The following is a 19,378-nucleotide window of genomic DNA, read 5'->3' as shown; positions in this document are numbered from 1 at the left end:
CGCATCCCGCTTGCGTGGCGTCCGGGTACCCCGGAGGGTCGGTGGCATGAAGGGCATCAGCTACAGCCGGTACGGCGGACCCGAGGTCCTGGAGTACGGAGAGGTCCGCGAGCCAAAGGTCGGCCCGGACGCGGTGCTGGTCAAGGTGCGCGCGGCGGCCGTCAACCCGGTCGACTGGAAGTGCCGCGAGGGATACCTCGACGGCATGCTCGACGCCGTCTTCCCGGTCGTCATCGGCTGGGACGTCTCCGGTGTCGTGGTCCAACCCGGCGTCTCCGTCACGGAGTTCGCCGTCGGCGACGAGGTCATCGGCTACGTCCGCGAGGACTTCCTCTCCCGGGGCACGTTCGCCGAGTACGTCGCCGCGCCGGTGCGCACGCTCGCCCGCAAGCCCCGCAACCTCTCCTTCGAGGAGGCGGCCGGGCTGCCGCTGGTCGGGCTCACCGCCTACCAGGTCCTCTTCAAGGCGCTCCAGGTCAGACGCGGCGAGACCGTCCTGATCCACGCGGCGGCCGGCGGGGTCGGCTCGATCGCCGTCCAGCTCGCCCGGCACCTCGGCGCGCGGGTGATCGGCACGGCGAGCGAGGGCAACCACGACTTCGTGCGCGGACTGGGCGGCGAGCCCGTGACATACGGGGAGGGGCTGGTGGAGCGGGTGCGCGGGCTGGCGCCCGAGGGCGTGGACGCGGTGTTCGACACCGTGGGCGGCGAGGCGCTCAAGGACTCCGCCGTCCTGCTGGCCCCCGAGGGCCGCCTGGCGTCGATCGCCGACGGCGAGGTGCTCGGCTACGGCGGCCGGTACTGCTGGGTCCGCCCGGACGCCGAGGACCTGACCCGGCTGACCGAGCTGGTGGAACAGGGCGTGGTGTCCGTGCACGTGTCGGAGACGTTCCCGCTGGAGCGGGCGGCGGACGCGTACCGGCTGAACCAGGAGGGCCGGACGCGGGGGAAGATCGTGGTGACGGTGGACTGGGAGGCCGAGGAGGGGCTTCCGGAAGAGTCCGAGGGCTAGAAGACGAAGAGTCCGAGGGCTAGAAGACCAGGACCGCTCCGCACACCGCCATGGCCACCGTGCACAGGACCGCCATCGTGGCCTGCAACGGGACGAGCACCGGAGGAGCGTCCCCGGCCGCGAGAACCCGGATGCGCCGGTGGGCGACGAGCAGGAAGCCCAGCCACAGCCCGCAGCACGCGGCACAGGCGACGACCCCGGGTGCGGAGGCGCCGCCGTGCAGAGCCGTCTTCACGGCGAGCACGGCGACGACGGAGCCCGACAGTGTCGTACGCCGCCAGGCGAGGCGGGTCCGCTCGGGCTGAAGCCCGGGATCACGGACCTCGGCGCCGCTCCTGTCGGGACCCTCGACGGAGCTCACCCCTCCCACCCCGCCAGCACGACCACGACCATCACGATGGCCACGACGGCGACGACCACGCTCAGCAGGGCCGGGAAGCGGGACACCGGGAGGTCCTCGTCGTGGCGCATGGCGCGCTCGCAGCGCACCCAGTGGTTGACCGCGCGCAGGGAGCACAGGACGCCGGCCGCGAGCAGCGCGAGGGCGAGGCCGACGCGCCAGCCCCAGCGCAGGTCCGGCAGGAACTGGTCCACCGCGAAGCCGCCGCCGATCAGTGCGAGGGCGGTGCGCAGCCAGGCCAGGAAGGTCCGCTCGTTCGCCAGCGAGAACCGGTAATCAGGGGTGTGGCCGTCCTCGCGGACCTCTTGCGGGGCGAACCACAGCCGGACGTTCCGTGCGAAATCGATCACGGCGTGGACTTTATCGGTCGGCCCACCGGCGGGACGTCCACGGTCATCGGGCGGCCCGGAACGCCTTCAGGCGCTCGTACGCCGCCAGCCCGTCCGGCACCCACTCCCACTCCGTCAGCCGGCGCTCGACCTCCTCGTCCGGCAGGAAGTCGTGCCAGGCCACCTCCTCCACCTGCGGGCTGACCGGCAGTTCGCAGCGGACCTCGTAGACCGCGGACCACCAGCTCTGGCCGGCGCCGTTGTCGTAGAGGAACTTGAAGAGGAACTCGGGGGCGGGCAGGCCGGAGACGCCCAGTTCCTCCTCCGCCTCCCGCAGGGCGGCGGTGTCGTAGGACTCGCCCGCGCCGACCACCCCGCCCACGAACATGTCGTAGAGGGAGGGGAAGACCAGCTTGACGGGGGTGCGGCGGTGGACGAAGAGCCGGCCCTCGGCGTCCCGTGCCTGGATGAAGACGCAGCGGTGGCGCAGGCCCTCGGCGTAGGCCTCGCCGCGGGGCGACTGTCCGATGACCCGGTCGTGCTCGTCGACGATGTCGAGGATCTCGTCAGCAGGGTTCATGCGGCCATCCAAGCAGGCGCCCGGATGCCGGTACGGTCGGCCTCGTCGTCAGTTCGGCTGGAGGTCCCGTACCCGCTCCGGCTTGCCCGCGCCGCTCGGCATCGCCGGGTGCAGGCCGAGCAGGACGATGCCCACGACGATCGCCGCGAGCCCGGCCGCCTCCCAGGCCAGCGCCCCGGTGTCGGTGCGCAGCCGGTCGCCCAGGAAGCCGACCCCGCAGATGATGCCGGCCAGCGGCTGGGCCGCGGTCAGGGCGGGCAGCGACATGCGCAGGGGGGCCGTCTCGAAGGCGCTCTGGACCAGGACCAGGCCCGTGACGCCGAGCGCGAGCACGGCGTACGGCTGCCAGGTGGTCAGCGTCTCGGCGATGCCGTCCTCGGAGAAGTGCTGGCCGCTCACCCGGGTGAGGGCGTCCTGGAGGCCGTAGAGCAGGCCCGCGGCCAGGGCCAGCAGGACCGGGCCCGAGCTGAGGCGTGAGCGCTTGGCGTAGGTGGTGAGCAGCAGGGCCAGGCCCAGCATCGCGCCGATGATCAGCCAGTGCCGCATCGGGTCGGTGACCGCGGAGCCGCCGCGCGGCTCGCCCGCCACGATGAAGGCGGTGACGCCGCCCGCGAGCAGGGCGAGCCCCGCCCAGCCCTGCCGGCCCAGCGGCTGCCTGGTCTGCCTGCGGGAGAGGGTGAGCGCGAACAGGAGGTTCGTGGCGAGCAGGGGCTCCACCAGGGAGACCTCGCCCTGGCCCAGCGCGATCGCGCCCAGGACCATGCCGGCCACCATCAGGCCGATGCCGCCCAGCCAGCGGGGCACCTTCATCAGGTCGAGGAGCAGCCGCGGCGACAGGAAGTCGCTCAGTGGTGCCTGCTGGGCCGCGTTCTGCTGGAGCACGAACCCGAAGCCGAGGCAACAGGCCGCACTCACGGCGAGAATCAGAACCAGAAGCGACACGCTGCGTACCTCGATGGATTCGGTCGGGCCACGGGCCACGGGCTGCGTAGTGGCCGACTGTAGCGTCCCCGCGAGCGGAGTGCCCCTGCGAGTACCCGGAAACGGGGAGTTGCCTCGGTCACGGTGCCGGGTCGGGGGCGAAGGCCGCGGCATGACCGTTTTGCCATGGTGCGGTGCGGACGCGCGGTGCGCCATGGCGTACGCCACACGGATGACGGGCAAGAGGGCGCTGACGTGCGTATGTGAGAGAACGGTGAATCACAAGTGCCCCATCTGTGACGGTAGTTGACGGAGGTTACAAAAACTCGGCACTTGACGGAAAGCGTTGGGTCCCGGTTTGCTGTGCGTGATCAGTTGACGGCAATCCGAAACCTTGACGACGAGCGCGTCGCGTGAGGAAGTCCCGCGGTGTCTCCACCCCCGCCACCCCTCGGTCGGGGCCGCAAGCGTGCGGCCCAGGCACTGGACGCGGCCCTCGACGACGCCGAACTCGTCGCCACGCGCGCCTCGTTGGCCCAGGGCCGCTGGCAGGCCGCGCGCTCCCTGCTGGTCCAGACGGGCGACGACTGGGACCGCCGCGGCCACCGCGTCACCGTCCTCGCCCTGGAGTCCTACAGCGCCGCCTGGTCCCGGGACTGGCTGCTGGCCGAACCGGACTCCGCCGACGCCGCCGTCCTGCTCGCGCTCTCCCTGGTGCAGCGCGCCCTGCTGGGCAAGGAGAAGATCGCCAAGGCCCAGAAGGCCTGCCGGGACGCCGTCGCCCTCGCCCCCGCCGACCCCACCCCCTGGCTCGGCCTGCTCATGCTGGCCTGCGCGGGCGGCACCGACGAGGAGACCGAGCAGCTCTTCGACGAGGTCCGCAGCCGGCACGCCGACCACCACCACGGCCACCACCTGATGGTCGCCCGCCTCGCCGAGCGCCGCGCCATCGCGGGACCCGACCCGCTGCACGAGGTCTACGACTTCGCCAACTGGGCCGCCGAGCAGGCCCCCGCCGACTCACCGCTGGCGATCCTGCCGGTGATCGCGCACGCCGAGCGCTACCGCGTACTCGCCCTCGCCGGTCACGAACCGGCCGATCCGGTTGCCTCGGGCCACTGGAGCGGGCGCCGGGCCCGGCAGGTGATGAAGGCCGCCTTCGACTGGTGGCTGGAGTGGGAGCAGGAGGGCCACCCGCGCCGCCTGGTCGACCTCAACTTCCTCGCCCACGCCAAGGTCTGCGAGGGCCGCGGCGCCGAGGCCACCGCCCTGTTCCACCGCATCGGCGAGCACCCCACCACGGCCCCGTGGTCCTACCCCGACCGCGATCCCCTCTCCGCCTTCCGAGCCGCGCGCGACCGGGCGCTCGGCTCGGTGTGACATCCCCCGACTTCGACCTAAGGACGCAATCTCGATGACCACGGGCAGTTCCAGCGCGAGCAGATCCGCCGCCGACGGCATCAGTACGTTCAAGGGGCAGGAGCGCGCGCTGCGCGCCGACCGCCTCGGCACGGGGGGCCTGCTGCTCTCCGTGCTCGCCGCGACCGCCCCCCTCATGGTGGTCGCTGGTGTCATGCCCACCACATTCGCGGTGATGGGCATCGTCGGACAACCGCTCCTCTTCGTCCTCCTCGGCGTGGTGCTGATCCTCTTCAGCGTCGGCTACGCCGAGATGAGCCGGCACGTCCACAACGCCGGCGCCTTCTACGCGTACATCTCCCGCGGCCTGGGCGGCACCGCCGGAGCGGGCGCCGCCCTGGTGGCCCTGGTCGCCTACAACGCCCTCCAGGTCGGCATCTACGGCATCTTCGGCTTCGAGGTCTCCGGGCTCTTCGACACCTACGCCGACCTGACCGTCGCCTGGTGGATACCGGCGCTGGTGGCCGTGGCCGTCGTCGGCGCGCTGGGCTGGCTGAAGATCGACGTCAACGCGCGCGTGCTGGGCGTCCTGCTGGTCGTCGAGGTGGCCCTCGTGGTGATCTTCGACATCGCGGCGATCGGCGACCCGGCCAAGGAGGGCCTGTCGCTGCACGCCTTCAACCCGGACACGCTCAGCGGCGCCGGCGTCGGCACCGCGCTCTGCTTCTGCATCGCGGCCTTCCTCGGCTTCGAGCAGGCCCCGGTGTACGCGGAGGAGACCAGCCGGCCGCACATCCTGGTGCCGCGCGTGATGTTCTTCGCGGTCGGCGGCGTCGCCGTCTTCTTCGCCGTCAGCAGCTGGGCGCTGACCGTCGCCGCCGGACCGTCCCAGGTCGTGGGGGTGGCCCAGAAGGAGAGCGCCGGGATGCTCTTCACGCTGACCGACGCCCGGCTCGGCGGCACCTTCACCGACGCGCTGCACATCCTGTTCGTGACCGGCATGTTCGCCGCCCTGCTCAGCTTCCACAACGTCGTCGCCCGCTACACCTTCGCCATGGGCCGCGAGGGCCTGCTGCCGCGCACCTTCGGCCGCACCACCGGCACCAGCGGCGCGCCCGGCACGGGCTCCCTGCTCCAGACGGTCGTCGCCGCCGTCATCGTGATCGTCTTCGCGATCGCCGACGACAAGCCCACCGGCGACCCGACCGAGCCGGTCCTGCACCTGTTCACCTGGTTCGGCAACATCGGCGCCCTCGGCGTGATCGTGCTGATGGCCGCCGCCTCCGTGTCGGTCATCGTCTTCTTCGCCCGCCGCGGGGCCGTGGCCGCCCAGGCCTGGCGCCTGGTCACCTCCGCGCTCGCCGCCATTGCCCTGCTGGTGATCGCCGGCTACACGGTCAAGGACTTCGACGTCCTGGTCGGCGCGGGCCCCGACTCGTCCCTGAGCTGGGTGCTGCCCGGCATCATCGGCCTGGCCCTGGTCGTCGGCCTGGTCCAGGGCCTGGTCCTGCGCTCCCGCGCCCCCGAGCAGCACGCCCGCATCGGTCTGGGCAACGAGGCGTTCCAGCTGGACAAGGCGGCGAGCGAGACCCCGTAGGCCTCGGGCGTCCGGTCCCCGTAGGGCTTCGGAGCCCGGTCCCCGGTTCTGAGAGACCGGTAAGAACTCATTACGGAACTCTGACGAGCACCCGCGATTCCTCGCCCCGCAGGGGTCGCGGGTGTTCGAATGGGTGGGTGAACCCCGAACAACCCGAGGAGCCCACGGCGTCGGTGCCTCCCGAGGAGCGCGGTACCCCGATCGGGCGCCGGGTCCTGCTCGGCACCATCGGTCTCGGCGCCCTCGGCGTGATCACCGCGCCCACCCTCCAGCGCGGTCTGGAGGGATTCCTCGGCAGCGCGGCCGAGAAGGACCCGACCGGCCTGACCGGACTGCTCCCCAACGGCGGCGGCTTCCGCTACTACTCGGTCACCTCGTCCGTGCCGCACAAGAACGCCACGAACTACCGCCTGACCGTCGACGGCCTCGTCGACACCCCGAAGACGTACACGCTCGACGACCTGCGCGCGCTGCCGCAGACCCGGCTGGTCAAGGACGTCCAGTGCGTCACCGGCTGGCGGGTGCCGGACACGCCGTTCGAGGGGGTGCGGCTGTCCCGGCTGCTGGACGCCGCGGGCGTGCGCGCCAAGGCCGGGGCGGTGCGCTTCAGCTGCTTCGACGGCGCCTACACCGAGAGCCTCACCCTCGACCAGGCCCGCCGCTCCGACATCCTGGTCGCGCTGCGCATGCAGGACAAGGACATCGGCCACAACCACGGCGGCCCGGTCCGCCTCTACGTGGCGCCGATGTACTTCTACAAGTCCGCCAAGTGGCTGTCCGGCATCACCGTCACCGAGGACGTGCGGCCCGGCTACTGGGAAGAGCGCGGATACGACGTCGACGCCTGGGTCGGCCGTTCGAACGGACGGGACGATGACCCTACGACCTGACACGGCCGCGCCGCCGTCCGCAGACGTCCGCCGGTTCGGCGCGGCGCAGCGCTGGGTGCACCGCACGACGGCCGCGCTGATGGGCGTGTGCGTGGTGACGGCGGCCTTCCTCTACATCCCCGAGTTCGCCGAACTCGTCGGCCGCCGCGAACTGGTGGTGCGCGTGCACGAGTTGTCCGGGGTCGCGCTGCCCGTGCCCCTCCTGGTGGGCCTGGTCTCCCGCGCCTTCCGCGCCGACCTCGGCCACCTCAACCGCTTCGGCCCGCACGACCGGACCTGGCTGCGCGCGGCCCTGCACCGGGACAAGCGGCGCTCGGTGCGACCGGCCGCCAAGTTCAACGCCGGGCAGAAGGTCTACGCCGCCTGGATCGCCGGGGCGACCCTGGTGATGCTCGGCACCGGTCTGCTGATGTGGTTCACCCATCTCACGCCGATCCAGTGGCGCACCAGCGCGACCTTCGTCCACGACTGGCTCGCCCTCACCATCGGCATCGTCCTGGGCGGCCACATCGGCATGGCCCTGGGCGACCCGGAGGCCCGCCGGGGCCTACGGACGGGCTCGGTGAGCCGGGAGTGGGCGGACCGGGAACACCCCCTGTGGCGACCTTGACGCCGGATCCGGGCTGACGGACGGGAGCCCGCCGGGGGCGACCACGGTGAAGGCGTCCGGCAGCCGCGCCTCGGTGCCGCCGTACCGGACCACCACGTCCACCTTCCGCGGATAGCCCTCGAAGCCCGGCACCACGACCGCCAGCACCATCCGGTCGCCCGTCTGCGACACCATCACCAGGGGCCCGGGCACCTGCACACCGCCGATGAACAGGCTGCCGTACCGCAGCAGTTCGACGTGCTCGAAGTACGTCCCGCGCAGCTCGATCCCGACCATCTCGCCCGGCAGCGCCTCGCCGTCACCGCCGGTCTCCGTCCCGGAGACCTCGTACGCGCAGGCGGGCGCGGCACCCGTCGGCGCCTTCAGCCGCACGGTGGCGGCCGGGTGGCGCCGGTGGAAGTCGAGGAGCCCGCCGAGTACGGCGTAGGCGGCCCGGCCCTTGCAGGTGTCGGCCTTGTCCGCCAGGGCCGCGTAGTCCCGGGCGGCCGTGTCCCAGCTGCCGCCCCGCTCGCCCTGCACGGCAAGACAGGCGGCGGCGAGGCCGCGCAGCAGCCGCCACTGCGGGTCCGTCGCCCGGGAGCCCAGGTCGAGGCCGGCCCGGCACTGGTCGGGAGCGGTGAGCCGGTCGTAGCCGCCGGACGGGTCGGCGATGCCGTCCTGGTCGGGCGAACGGGGACCCGGCGGGAGCCACGCGGGCGCCTGGAGAACCACCTTGCGCGTGGGCGAGGGCGCGGCGGCGGGGGACGTCGGCGTGGGCGTCCGGCTGTGGTGGATGGTGGGGCCCGGAATCGCCGTCGCGCTCGCCGCGCCGGCGGGCGAGGGCCGTACGGGGGTGGCGGAGCCGCTCGGCGCCGAGGCACGGTCGCCCGGGCCGGCCGAAGGACCGGAGGAGACGGTTGTGCTGTCGCCGCCCCCTCTGTCCGCGGAACCACTTCCGTCACTGGTCACGGCAGCCACGGCCACCGCCACGGCTCCGACCAGGAGCAGCCCCGAGATACGGACCCCGAGGGAAACCGCCATCATGCCCCCCGACACGGTTACCCCCCGGGAGTCACCCCGGGGGTCCCCTCATGATGAGGCCGAGTGCGCCCCCGGGGGAAGCCGAATCGGGCCCCGAATCAAGCCCTGAATCAAGCCCCGAAGTCCAGCAGGACCTTGCAGGACCGGGCGCGGTCGGCAGCCAGCTCGAAGGCCGACTCCGCCTCCCGGACCGGTACCACCGCGCTGACCAGCGCGTCGAACGCCGGCTCGGCGGCCAGCAGACGCAGCGCCTCGTCGAACTCGCCGTCGAACCGGAACGCCCCGCGCAGCTCGATCTCCCGGCTCACGACCAGGTTCCCCGCGAACGGACTCGGCCCCGGCGGCAGCATCCCGAGCTGCACGACGACCCCGCCGCGCCGCACCAGCCGCAGACAGGTCTCCAGACCCGCGGCCACCCCGGACGCCTCCACGGCCACGTCCACCTCGTCCGGCCACCCAGCGTCGTCCGGATCGTCGGCCCGTACGAGGGTGTCGGCGCCGGCGTGCCGTGCGTACTCCAGGGCGGCCGGGAGGATGTCGGTGGCCGTCACCCGGGCGGCACCGGCCGCCTTGGCCGCCGCGACGACCAGACAGCCGATGGGCCCGGCGCCGGTCACGAGGACGTGCCTGCCCTCGACGTCACCGGCCCGGCGCACGGCGTGCAGGGCGACGGACAGCGGTTCGGCGAGGGCGGCCCGGCACAGCTCCAGGTCCGCCGGGAGCGGCCTCAACTGCTCGGCGGGGACCACCACTTGGGCCGCGAAGCCGCCCTGTACGTGCGGGTAGCGGGCCGCGCTGCCGAGGTAGCGGGTGTCCCGGCAGACGTTCCGGCGTCCGGCCACGCACTCCGGGCACACCCCGCACGGGGTCGCAGGGTGCACGGCGACAGGCGTACCGACAGCGGGACTCGAGGCCTCGGGGGAGCCGTACGCGAGGACCGTGCCCACCACCTCGTGGCCCAGCAGCATCGGTTCCTTCAGGCGGAAGTCGCCGACCCCGCCGTGCCGCCAGTAGTGCAGGTCGGAGCCGCAGACCCCGCCGTAGCGGACCGCGACCAGCGCCTGCCCGGGGCCGGGCTCGGGGACCGGCAGCTCCTCGACGCGCAGATCGCCCTGACCGTGGATCACACAACCGAACATCTCTCGCGGTCCCTTCACAGCACGCTCGTCATGCCGCCGTCGACGTACAGGATCTGGCCGCTGACGAAGTCCGCGGCGGGCGAGGCGAGGAAGAGCACCCCGCCGACCAGGTCCTCGGTGGTGCCCCAGCGGCCGGCCGGGGTGCGACGGCGCACCCAGGCGCTGAACTCCTCGTCCTGGACCAGGGGTTGGGTGAGTTCGGTCTCGATGTAGCCGGGGCCCAGGCCGTTGACCTGCACACCGCTCGGGCCCCAGTCGGCGCACATGCCCTTGGTGAGCATCTTCAGCGCGCCCTTGGTGGCCGAGTAGGGCGCGATGCCGGGGCGGACCACCTCGCTCTGGAGCGAGCAGATGTTGACGATCTTCCCGTGGCCGCGTTCCGTCATCCGGCGGGCCGCCTCGCGGCCGACCAGGAACGCGCTGGTGAGGTTGGTGTCGATGATGCGGTGCCAGTCGGAGTCGGTGAACTCCAGGAGCGGGGCCCGCAGTTGCATGCCCGCGTTGTTCACCAGGATGTCCAGCGGGCCGACCCGCTCCTCGATGTCCGCGATACCGGCGGCCACCGACGGGCCGTCGGTCACGTCGAAGACGGCGGTGTGGACGTCACCGGGCAGGTCGGCCGCCGCCTTGGTGAGCCGGTCGGCGTCCCGCCCGTTGAGGACCACCGTGCAGCCCGCCTCCGCCAGACCCCGGGCGAGGGCGAGGCCGATACCCCGGCTGGAGCCGGTGACCAGGGCTGTGCGGCCGCTGATGTCGAACAGGGGGTGACTCATTGCCGTACTCCTGTTTCCGTACCGCTAGATGATCAGGGAGAGCAGCAGGACCAGGCCGCCGGCGACCACCGAGATGATCGTCTCCATGACGGACCAGGTCTTGAGCGTCTGGCCGACGCTCAGCCCGAAGTACTCCTTCACCAGCCAGAACCCGGCGTCGTTGACATGGCTGAAGAAGAGCGAGCCGGCGCCGATGGCCAGGACCAGCAGGGCGGTGTGGGCGGTCGACATGTCGGCCGCGAGCGGGGCGACCAGGCCGGCCGCCGAGACCGTCGCCACCGTCGCCGAACCGGTCGCCAGACGGATGCCCACCGCGATCAGCCAGGCGAGCAGCAGCGCGGGGATCGACCAGTCCTTGGAGATGTCCAGGATCATCTGGCCGACGCCCGAGTCGATCAGCGTCTGCTTGAAGCCACCGCCCGCGGCGACGATCAGCAGGATGCCCGCGATGGGCATCAGGCCCTTGTCGACGGTCTCGGTGATCCGCTCCTTGGTGAACCCGGCGGGCCGGCCCAGCGTGAAGATGGCGACGATCACGGCGGCGAGCAGGGCGATCAGCGGGGAGCCGATGACGTCGAAGACGCGCTGGGTGCGGTTGTCGGGGTCGTCCACGACGATGTCGACCAGCGCTTTGGACAGCATCAGCACGACCGGCAGCAGGACGGTGGCCAGGGTGGCGCCGAAGCTCGGGCGCCCCTTCAGCTCCTCGGAGGCGCGCGGCGGCAGCATCCGTTCGGGGACGGGGACGTCCACCCAGCGGGCGGCGACCTTCGAGAACAGCGGACCGGCGATGATCACCGTCGGGATGGCGACCAGGATGCCCAGCGCCAGGGTCACGCCCAGGTTGGCGTGGACCGCGTCGATCGCGACCAGCGGGCCGGGGTGCGGCGGGATCAGACCGTGCATCACGGACAGACCGGCCAGCGCCGGGATGCCGATGCGCATCAGCGAGTAGTTGCCGCGCTTGGCGACGATCAGCACGACCGGGATCAGCAGCACGATGCCGACCTCGAAGAAGAGCGGCAGCCCGATCACCGAGGCGATCAGCACCATCGCCCACGGCATCGCCCGCCCGCTCGCCTTCGCGAGGATCGTGTCGACGATCTGGTCCGCGCCGCCGGAGTCGGCCAGCAGCTTGCCGAGGATCGCGCCCAGGGCGATCAGCACGCCCACGCTCGCGACCGTGGAGCCGAGCCCGGTGGTGAAGCTGGTGATGACCTTGTCCAGCGGGGCGCCCGCGACGGCGCCGAGCACCAGCGAGCCGATGGTCAGGGACAGGAAGGCGTGCAGTTTGAACAGGGTGATGAGCACGACGATGACGGCGATGCCCACCAGGACGGCGATGCCGAGCTGAGCGTGTCCGGCCGAGGTGATCGGCTCGGGGGCGTCCGCTGCCAGCAACTCGACGCTGAGTCTGGTCACGGTGGTTTCCCTCGGGGTTACGGGGTGGTCGGTTCAGGGAGGGTCGACAGGGCCTGTACGGCCCGTTCGGTGATCTCCTCGGGGCTGCCGGTGACGTCCACGTCGACGCCCGCCTCGTCCGCCTGGAGCGGCTGGAGCGTGGCGAACTGGGAGTCGAGCAGCGCGGTCGGCATGAAGTGGCCCTGCCGGTGGGACATCCGGTCCTCGATGAGGGCGCGGTCGCCGGTCAGATGGACGAAGACGACATCGGGGGCGGCGGCGCGCAGCCGGTCGCGGTAGGACCGCTTCAGCGCCGAGCTGCTGACCACCCCGCCGAGTCCGGCCCGCCCGTGCGCCCAGGTGCCGATGGCGTCGAGCCACGGCCACCGGTCGTCGTCGTCGAGCGGGTGACCGGCCGACATCTTGGCGATGTTGGCCGGCGGGTGGAAGTCGTCGCCCTCGGCGTACGGGACGCCGAGACGCGCCGCGAGCAGGGGGCCGATGGTGGTCTTGCCGGTGCCTGCGACACCCATGACCACGACGACGTGGGGGGCCCTCATCGCTACCTCGCTGTCCTCTTCGCTGTCTGCTCGGTCTTCTTCGACACCTGGACGACAACGGGCGTCGACCACGATGAAACCGATTAGGTACGACGAATTCAAGAGTCTGTGACAAATAAGTCTGACTTTTTGGTTCCGTGACGCGGCCCGTACGCTGAGTGCATGAGCACCACGGGCCGGGGCCTGCACGGCCGAGTACTGGACACCCTCGGTCCCGCCATCACCGCCGGCGAGTACCCCCCGGGCAGCGTTCTGCGCACGGACGAGCTGGCCCAGCGTTTCGACGTGTCGAGGTCCGTGATGCGGGAGGCGGTCCGGGTGCTGGAATCCATGCACCTGGTCGCGTCGCGCCGGCGGGTGGGCGTCACGGTGCGCCCCAAGGCCGAGTGGAACGTCTACGACCCGCAGGTCATCCGCTGGCGGCTGGCCGGCGCCGACCGCCCCCACCAGCTGCGCTCACTGACCGTCCTGCGCTCGGCGATCGAGCCGGTCGCGGCGGCCCTGGCCGCGAAGTTCGCCACCGCGGAGCAGTGCGCGGAACTCACCGAGTGCGCGATCGGCATGGTCGCCAACTCGCGCGGCCACAAGCTGGAGGACTACCTCGTCCACGACGTGGCCTTCCACCGGGTGATCCTCGCCGCGTCCGGCAACGAGATGTTCGCCCGCCTCGGAGACGTCGTCGCCGAGGTCCTCGCGGGCCGCACCCACCACGAGGTCATGTTCGAGGACCCCGACCCGGCCGCCGTCACCCTCCACGTCCAGGTCGCCGAGGCCGTCCGCGAGGGCGACGCGGCCCGCGCGGAGTCGCTGACCCGCGAGATCACCGTGGGCGCGCTGCATGAACTGGACATCCTGGCGCCCTAGTCGGGAGCCGACGGCTCGGGGCGGGGGATCAGTCCAGGAACTCCCCGTCCACGTACACCCACGCCCCCTCGACCCGCTCGAACCGGCTGCGCTCGTGCAGCGACCCGCCCTTGAACGACGCCCGGAACGTCACGGTCCCGGTGCTGTGGAAGGCCGTACCGTCCGCCGTCCCCAGGATCTCCAGGCCGGTCCAGCGCAGGGCGGGGTCGAGGTCGAGCCGGGCGGGACGGGTGCGCGGGTGCCAAGTGCGCCGCAGGTACTCCTCGTCGAGCTTCACGAAAGCGGCGTACCGTGACCGCATCAGGGTCTCGGCGGTCGGCGCCGCGGCCTCGCCTCGATGGAAGCGACCGCAGCAGGAGTCGTACGGGTCCTGGAGACCGCACGGGCACGAGGGGCTCGGAGCAGGGGCGGAGGCGCGCCCCCGCCGGGAGTTCGAGGTACGTCGGGACATGCCCGTCATTCTCCCCGCTGTGCCGGCTACGCCGGTTCCGCGTTGGTCGGCGGGTGGGTCGGGCGGGCCGGGATCCGGCTCTCCAGGCGCGGCAGCGGGGGCAGGCGCGTGCCGTGCACCCACGCGGCGAACAGGTCGTCCAGCGGTTCGCTCGCGTAGCGCGCCGCGTGGGCCGCGAAGGTCGCCGTCGTCACCGAGCCGCCCCGGTGCAGCGCGACCCAGCCGCGCAGCATGCGGAAGAACGCGTCGTCGCCCAGCGCACAGCGCAGCGCGTGCAGGGTCAGGCCGCCGCGCTCGTAGAGCCGGTCGTCGAACATCGACTTGCGGCCCGGGTCGGCCAGCCGCAGGTCCTTCGGCATCGAGGCCACCAAACGGTGCGCGGCGGCGGCCAGTTGCTGTGCGCCGGGCCCGCCGGAGCGCTCCGACCACAGCCACTCGGCGTACTTGGCGAAGCCCTCGTTGAGCCAGATGTGCCGCCAGTCCGCGATGGACACGCTGTTGCCGAACCACTGGTGGGCCAGCTCGTGCGCGACCAGCCGCTCCGAACCCCGGGCCCCGTCCACGTGGTTGGCGCCGAACAGCGACAACCCCTGTGCCTCGACGGGGACATCGAGCTCCTCGTCCGTCACCACCACCGCGTACTCGTCGAACGGGTAGGGCCCGAACAGCTCCTGGAACAGCTCCATCATCTGCGGCTGCCGCGCGAAGTCCCGGGAGAACTGCGGCAGCAGGTGCGCCGGGATGTGCCCGTGCTGCGGCACCCCGCCCGGACCCGGGTCGCCCAGCAGCACCGTCTCGTACTTGCCGATCGCCAGGCCCACCAGATAGCTGGAGGTCGGTGCCGCCTGCTCGTAGACCCAGGTGGTCGTCGACGCCCTCGTCGTCCGGGTCAGCAGCCGCCCGCCCGCCACCACCGCGTACGCGGACGGTGTCGTGATCGAGATCTGGTAGGAGGCCTTGTCGGCGGGCCGGTCGTTGCACGGGTACCAGGACGGCGCGCCGATCGGCTGGCTCGCCACCAGCGCCCCGTCCTCCAGTTCCTCCCAGCCGAGGCCGCCCCAGGGGCTGTTCACCGGCTTGGGGTTGCCCGCCCAGTGCACCTCGACCGTGAAGGCCGCGCCCGGCCGTACCGGCTTGGCGGGGCGCACCCGCAGCCGGCCGCCGCGGTGCGTGTAGTGCGCCTGCCGGCCGTCGACCCGGACCCGGCCGATCTTGAAGTCGGCCAGGTTGAGCTGGAGTTCGGGCAGCGCCGAACGGCCCGCTATGGCGTTGATCCGGGCCGCCCCCGCCAGGCGGTTGGGGCCAGGGCGGTAGTCCAGCGTGAGTTCGTAGCGGTGCACCCGGTAACGGGCATCGCCGTTGGCCGGGAAGTACGGGTCCGGACCCACTGACTGCTGAACTGCCACTGCCGCTTCTGCTCCCTGCGCTGCGCTGCCACTCGGTGCCGTCGGTGCCTCGCTCACCGACTCCGAGTGACCCGCGCTCAGGGGCGCCATGCCTCGATCGGGTTGCCCAGCCAGCGGGTGTCGTCCGGGACGGACTCCGAGGCCATGACGAGCGACGCGGGACCCAGCGTGGTGCGGGCCCCGATCGTGCTGCCGGGCAGCACGATCCCGCCAGGGCCCAGCGTGGCGCCCTCACGGAGAACAACAGTATCCGTCCGCAAGATCCGGTCGTGGAAGAGGTGAGTCTGCAGCACGCAGCCACGGTTCACCGTGGTCGCGTCCTCCAGGGTCACCAGGTCGGTCTCGGGCAGCCAGTAGCTCTCCACCCAGACGCCCTTGCCGATCCGGGCGCCCAGGCCCCGCAGCCACGCGGTCAGCACCGGCGTGCCCGGTACGGAACCGGCCAGCCAGGGCACGGCCACGACCTCGACGAAGGTGTCCGCCAGCTCGTTGCGCCACACGTAGCCGCTCCACAGCGGGTGCTCACCGGTGTGGTGGCGGCCCACCAGCAGCCACTTGGCGACGATCGACAGGAGCCCGGCCGCGGCGCCGGCGGCGAGCAGGACGAGACCGGACAGCAGCGGGGCCCAGGGCCCGAGCAGGCACAGCAGCGCCACCGTGCCGGCCGCCAGCGCGGCCGAGCAGAACACCGGCACGATCCGGCACAGCTCCACCAGACCGCGGGCCCACAGCAGCCGGGCCGGCGGGTCGTAGGTCCGGCTCTGGTCGCCGGCGGAGGTGTTGCGCGGCAGTTTCACCGGCGGCAGGCCGAGATACGAGCTGCCCTTCTTCGCCTTCTTCGGCGTCGCCGACAGCACGCCCACCAGACCGCCGTCCGGCACGCTGCGACCCGGCGCGGTCATTCCCGAGTTCCCGAGGAACGCCCGCCGCCCGATCTCCGCGCGCCCGATCGTCATCCAGCCGCCGCCCAGTTCGTACGGCGCGGTCAGGGTGTCGTCGGCCAGGAACGCGCCCTCGCCGACCGTGGTCAGACTCGGCAGCGCGAGGACCGTGGAGACCTCGGCGCCGCGCCCGATGCGCATGCCGAGCAGCCGCAGCCACACCGGCGTGACCAACCCGGCGTACAGCGGGAACAGGGTCTCGCGGGAGCGGTCCATCAGCTGCGTGACCGTCCAGGCCTGCCAGCCGATCCGGCTGTGCGTCGGGTGCGTGCCCTCCCGCAGCCCCAGGCTCAGCAGCCGCACGCCGACCAGGATCAGCAGCGCGTACGCCAGACCGAAGGCCAGCGTGGCCGGGACGAGGGCGAGCGCGGCACCCTTCACGGGCGCGTCCGCGTCGACGAGCGCCTGTGCCACGAGGAACGCGGCCCCGCCCGCCAGCAGCGGCAGCGCGGTCAGCACGAGGCCGGTCAGGCCGTACATCACGCGCCAGTACGTGCCCTTCTGCGGCCGCTCCTTGGGCCAGTTCCGCTTGGCCTTGCCGAGCTTGACGGCGGGCGCGCCGGCCCAGCGCTGACCGGTGGGGATCTGACCGGTGACCGCGGAACCGGGGGCCACCTCGGCCCGCTTGCCCACGCGGGCGCCCGGGAAGAGCATGCTGCGGGTGCCGACGACGGCGTGCGCGCCGACCTTGACCTGGCCGATCTCCAGGCGGTCGCCGTCCAGCCACCAGCCGGACAGATCGACCTCGGACTCCACGGCCGCGCCCCGGCCCAGCTTGAGCATGCCGGTGACCGGCGGCAGCGAGTGCAGGTCGACGTCCTGGCCGACCTTGGCGCCCAGCGCCCGCGCGTACCGCTCCAGCCAGGACCCGGTCAGCGAGGTCGCCCCGCTGAACTCGGCCAGCCGCTCGGCCGTCCACAGCCGCAGATGCACACTCCCGCCACGCTCGTAGCGGCCGGGCTGCACGCCCCGCAGCAGCAGCCGCGCGCCGCCCGCGGCGATCGCGAGCCGGCCGGGCGGGCTGAACAGCAGCGCGGCACCGGCCACGAGCAGCCACCAGGGGGCGGTCGGCAGCCAGGAGTAGGCGGGCAGCAGGTTCCCGGCGGCGGCGAGCGCCACCGTCCAGCGCAGCCCGAGGAGGGTGTACAGCGGCAGGAGCAGCAGGGTCTGGATCACCTTGGCGCGGGTCGGTACCGGGGCGATCGTGCGCCGGGCGCCGTCGTCCTGGGAGGACTCCTCCAGGTGACGGGCCAGCTTGCGCAGGGTGGGCTGCTGGTAGATGTCGAGGACGGCCGCGCTCGGGTAGCGGGTGCGCAGCCGGGTGGTCAGCAGGGCGGCGGCCAGGCTGGAGCCGCCGATAGCGAAGAAGTCGTCACGGGCGCTGCCCACGGGGATGCCGAGGACCTCGGTCCACTGCTCCGCGAGCCAGGCCTCGGTGCCGTAGAGCTGCTCGGCCGGACCGCCGGTGGTCTCCAGACCTTCCAGCGGCCAGGGCAGGGCGTTGCGGTCGACCTTGCCGGAGGTGCGGGTGGGCAGGTCCTCGACCGGGGCGATCAGCGGGACCAGCGCGGCGGGCAGCTCGGCCCGCAGCTTCTCCACGGCGGTGGCGTGGTCCCAGCCCTCCTGGGTGACGACATAGCCGACCAGGAGCTGGTTGCCGCTGCGCGCGGTGCGTACGGCGGCCGCCGCGCCCGCGACGCCGGGCAGCGCCTGGAGGGCCGCGTCCACCTCGCCGAGCTCGATCCGGCGCCCGCCGAGCTTGATCTGCTCGTCGGCGCGCCCGAGGAAGATCAGCCCCTCCGGCTCCGCCTTGACCAGGTCACCACTGCGGTACGCCCGCTCCCAGCCCAGCGAGTCCAGGGGCGCGTACTTCTCCGCGTCCTTCTCGGCGTCGAGGTACCGGGCCAGGCCCACCCCGCCGATCACCAGCTGTCCGGTGGAGCCCATCGGGACGGGCTCGCCGGCCTCGTCCACCACGGCCAGCTCCCAGCCGTTCAGCGGCAGCCCGATGCGGATCGGCTCGTCGCCGGTCATCAGCGAGGCACAGGCGACGACGGTCGCCTCGGTGGGTCCGTACGTGTTCCAGACCTCGCGCCCCTCCGTCACCAGGCGCTGCACCAGCTCGGGCGGGCAGGCCTCGCCGCCGAAGATCAGCAGCCGTACCTCGTTGAGGGCCTCGGGCTCCCACAGGGAGGCGAGGGTCGGGACCGTGGAGACCACGGTGATCTCCTGCTCGACCAGCCAGGGGCCGAGGTCGGCGCCGCTGCGCACCTGGGAGCGGGGCACCGGCACCAGACAGGCGCCGTAGCGCCACGCCAGCCACATCTCCTCGCAGGACGCGTCGAAGGCGACCGACAGGCCCGCCATGACCCGGTCACCGGGACCGATCGGGTCGTCGGCCAGGAACAGCGCGGCCTCCGCGTCCACGAACGCGGCGGCGCTGCGGTGGCTGACCGCCACGCCCTTGGGCTTGCCGGTGGAACCGGAGGTGAAGATGATCCACGCGTCGTGCTCGACACCGGGCCGCCGGGCCGGGACCTCGCTGCGGCCATGGACGGTCAGCTCGTGCCCGGCGCCGACGACGGCCCGCACCTCGGCCTCGCCGAACACCAGCTCGGCCCGCTCGTCCGGGTCCTCGGCGTCCACCGGGACATAGGCGGCACCGGCCGCCAGGACGGCGAGGATCGCCACATAGAGGTCGTTGGTACCGGACGGGACACGGACACCCACACGGTCACCGAGACCGACCCCGGCCGCGCCCAGGTCACGGCGCAGCCGCTCGACCTCTATGGCCAGCGCACGGTAGGTCAGCCGGGTCGTCCCGTCGTCGAGCGCGAGCTCGTCGGGGTAGGAGCGGACGGACGCGTCGAAGACGTCGACCAGGGTGCGCGGTGAGGCCGCCTGGCCTCCCGAGAATCGTGCCTTGTTGCCGAGCTGCTCGCGGATTTCGTCCTCGAGCAGGCCGAGAGCACTGCTCTCGTGTGTGGCTGCCATCGGGTCCTCGCGTATCGTTCCCGGAACGCCGGGGCGCTGGCGGGCCCGCAGGGTTGCCTGGGGTTGTCCGGTTCCAGCTCGGTTAACAAGCAGGAAATTTTAGTACGACGCTAGGTTCCCGCACCGTGACC

Annotated in this window: 18 protein-coding genes; 6 read left to right on the top strand and 12 right to left on the bottom strand. The window is 72.4% G+C overall.

Features of this window, described 5'->3' with window-relative positions:
* The first annotated feature begins 46 nt into the window (after window positions 1–46).
* Window positions 47–1,012 carry an NADP-dependent oxidoreductase gene (locus ACWD5F_RS22120; RefSeq protein ID WP_401727584.1) on the top strand — a complete coding sequence of 322 codons (966 nt, stop codon included), beginning with the start codon at window positions 47–49 and terminating at the stop codon, window positions 1,010–1,012.
* A gap of 19 nt (window positions 1,013–1,031) precedes the next feature.
* Here ACWD5F_RS22120 and ACWD5F_RS22115 read toward each other — a convergent pair whose 3' ends face one another.
* From ACWD5F_RS22115 to ACWD5F_RS22100, 4 genes are read right to left on the bottom strand one after another with little or no spacing between them, the layout of a single operon-like run.
* On the bottom strand, window positions 1,032–1,373 hold the full coding sequence (locus ACWD5F_RS22115; RefSeq protein ID WP_451256521.1) for a DUF202 domain-containing protein: 342 nt from the start codon (window positions 1,371–1,373) through the stop codon (window positions 1,032–1,034).
* Window positions 1,370–1,762 (bottom strand): YidH family protein, encoded by a 393-nt coding sequence (locus tag ACWD5F_RS22110; protein ID WP_401727586.1) that lies wholly within the window; start codon window positions 1,760–1,762, stop codon window positions 1,370–1,372. The genes ACWD5F_RS22115 and ACWD5F_RS22110 overlap by 4 nt, the downstream gene beginning before the upstream one ends.
* Window positions 1,763–1,805: 43 nt before the next feature.
* Window positions 1,806–2,321 (bottom strand): NUDIX hydrolase, encoded by a 516-nt coding sequence (locus ACWD5F_RS22105; protein ID WP_401727587.1) that lies wholly within the window; start codon window positions 2,319–2,321, stop codon window positions 1,806–1,808.
* A gap of 48 nt (window positions 2,322–2,369) precedes the next feature.
* The gene (locus ACWD5F_RS22100; RefSeq protein WP_401727588.1) at window positions 2,370–3,263 is read right to left on the bottom strand and encodes a DMT family transporter; all 894 of its coding nucleotides are present in this window, start codon (window positions 3,261–3,263) and stop codon (window positions 2,370–2,372) included.
* Between the two features lie 408 nt (window positions 3,264–3,671).
* Between ACWD5F_RS22100 and ACWD5F_RS22095 the strand changes: the two genes are divergently transcribed.
* The 4 genes from ACWD5F_RS22095 to ACWD5F_RS22080 all read left to right on the top strand — a co-directional run bounded on the left by ACWD5F_RS22095 (window position 3,672) and on the right by ACWD5F_RS22080 (window position 7,698).
* Window positions 3,672–4,622, top strand: a complete 951-nt coding sequence (locus ACWD5F_RS22095) for a hypothetical protein (RefSeq protein ID WP_451256518.1) — start codon at window positions 3,672–3,674, stop codon at window positions 4,620–4,622.
* A gap of 34 nt (window positions 4,623–4,656) precedes the next feature.
* Window positions 4,657–6,198: an APC family permease gene (locus tag ACWD5F_RS22090; protein WP_401727590.1), complete on the top strand. Its 1,542-nt coding sequence runs from the start codon at window positions 4,657–4,659 to the stop codon at window positions 6,196–6,198.
* A gap of 137 nt (window positions 6,199–6,335) precedes the next feature.
* Window positions 6,336–7,088, top strand: a complete 753-nt coding sequence (locus tag ACWD5F_RS22085) for a molybdopterin-dependent oxidoreductase (protein ID WP_401727592.1) — start codon at window positions 6,336–6,338, stop codon at window positions 7,086–7,088.
* Window positions 7,072–7,698: a cytochrome b/b6 domain-containing protein gene (locus tag ACWD5F_RS22080; protein ID WP_451256515.1), complete on the top strand. Its 627-nt coding sequence runs from the start codon at window positions 7,072–7,074 to the stop codon at window positions 7,696–7,698. Before ACWD5F_RS22085 ends, ACWD5F_RS22080 begins: the two co-directional genes overlap by 17 nt.
* Here the strand turns inward: ACWD5F_RS22080 and ACWD5F_RS22075 are convergent.
* The 5 genes from ACWD5F_RS22075 to ACWD5F_RS22055 form a co-directional block, all read right to left on the bottom strand.
* Window positions 7,636–8,721 carry a hypothetical protein gene (locus ACWD5F_RS22075; protein ID WP_451256513.1) on the bottom strand — a complete coding sequence of 362 codons (1,086 nt, stop codon included), beginning with the start codon at window positions 8,719–8,721 and terminating at the stop codon, window positions 7,636–7,638. The two genes, ACWD5F_RS22080 and ACWD5F_RS22075, sit on opposite strands and share 63 nt — an antisense overlap.
* Window positions 8,722–8,828: 107 nt before the next feature.
* Window positions 8,829–9,857 (bottom strand): L-idonate 5-dehydrogenase, encoded by a 1,029-nt coding sequence (locus tag ACWD5F_RS22070; protein WP_451256511.1) that lies wholly within the window; start codon window positions 9,855–9,857, stop codon window positions 8,829–8,831.
* 14 nt (window positions 9,858–9,871) lie between these two features.
* Window positions 9,872–10,630, bottom strand: coding sequence for an SDR family oxidoreductase (locus ACWD5F_RS22065; protein WP_450353151.1), 759 nt, complete (start codon window positions 10,628–10,630; stop codon window positions 9,872–9,874).
* 24 nt (window positions 10,631–10,654) lie between these two features.
* Entirely contained in the window at window positions 10,655–12,052 is a 1,398-nt protein-coding gene (locus ACWD5F_RS22060; RefSeq protein WP_451256509.1) for a GntP family permease, read from the bottom strand.
* 17 nt (window positions 12,053–12,069) lie between these two features.
* On the bottom strand, window positions 12,070–12,591 hold the full coding sequence (locus ACWD5F_RS22055; RefSeq protein WP_401727598.1) for a gluconokinase: 522 nt from the start codon (window positions 12,589–12,591) through the stop codon (window positions 12,070–12,072).
* A 162-nt stretch (window positions 12,592–12,753) separates the two neighbouring features.
* Here ACWD5F_RS22055 and ACWD5F_RS22050 point away from each other — a divergent pair, with 162 nt between their 5' ends.
* Window positions 12,754–13,455: a FadR/GntR family transcriptional regulator gene (locus tag ACWD5F_RS22050; RefSeq protein ID WP_451256507.1), complete on the top strand. Its 702-nt coding sequence runs from the start codon at window positions 12,754–12,756 to the stop codon at window positions 13,453–13,455.
* Window positions 13,456–13,483: 28 nt separating this feature from the next.
* Here the strand turns inward: ACWD5F_RS22050 and ACWD5F_RS22045 are convergent, their stop codons facing one another.
* From ACWD5F_RS22045 to ACWD5F_RS22035, 3 genes are all read right to left on the bottom strand, one after another.
* On the bottom strand, window positions 13,484–13,906 hold the full coding sequence (locus tag ACWD5F_RS22045) for a YchJ family protein (RefSeq protein WP_451256505.1): 423 nt from the start codon (window positions 13,904–13,906) through the stop codon (window positions 13,484–13,486).
* Window positions 13,907–13,932: 26 nt separating this feature from the next.
* Window positions 13,933–15,312, bottom strand: a complete 1,380-nt coding sequence (locus ACWD5F_RS22040; RefSeq protein WP_451256503.1) for a M1 family metallopeptidase — start codon at window positions 15,310–15,312, stop codon at window positions 13,933–13,935.
* A 77-nt stretch (window positions 15,313–15,389) separates the two neighbouring features.
* On the bottom strand, window positions 15,390–19,247 hold the full coding sequence (locus tag ACWD5F_RS22035; RefSeq protein ID WP_451256501.1) for a Pls/PosA family non-ribosomal peptide synthetase: 3,858 nt from the start codon (window positions 19,245–19,247) through the stop codon (window positions 15,390–15,392).
* Window positions 19,248–19,378 lie beyond the last annotated feature (131 nt).

It is taken from the genome of Streptomyces sp. NPDC002499 (assembly GCF_053595415.1).
Note: the sequence above shows the minus strand (reverse complement) of the source record. Positions and strands in the feature narration are given on the sequence as shown.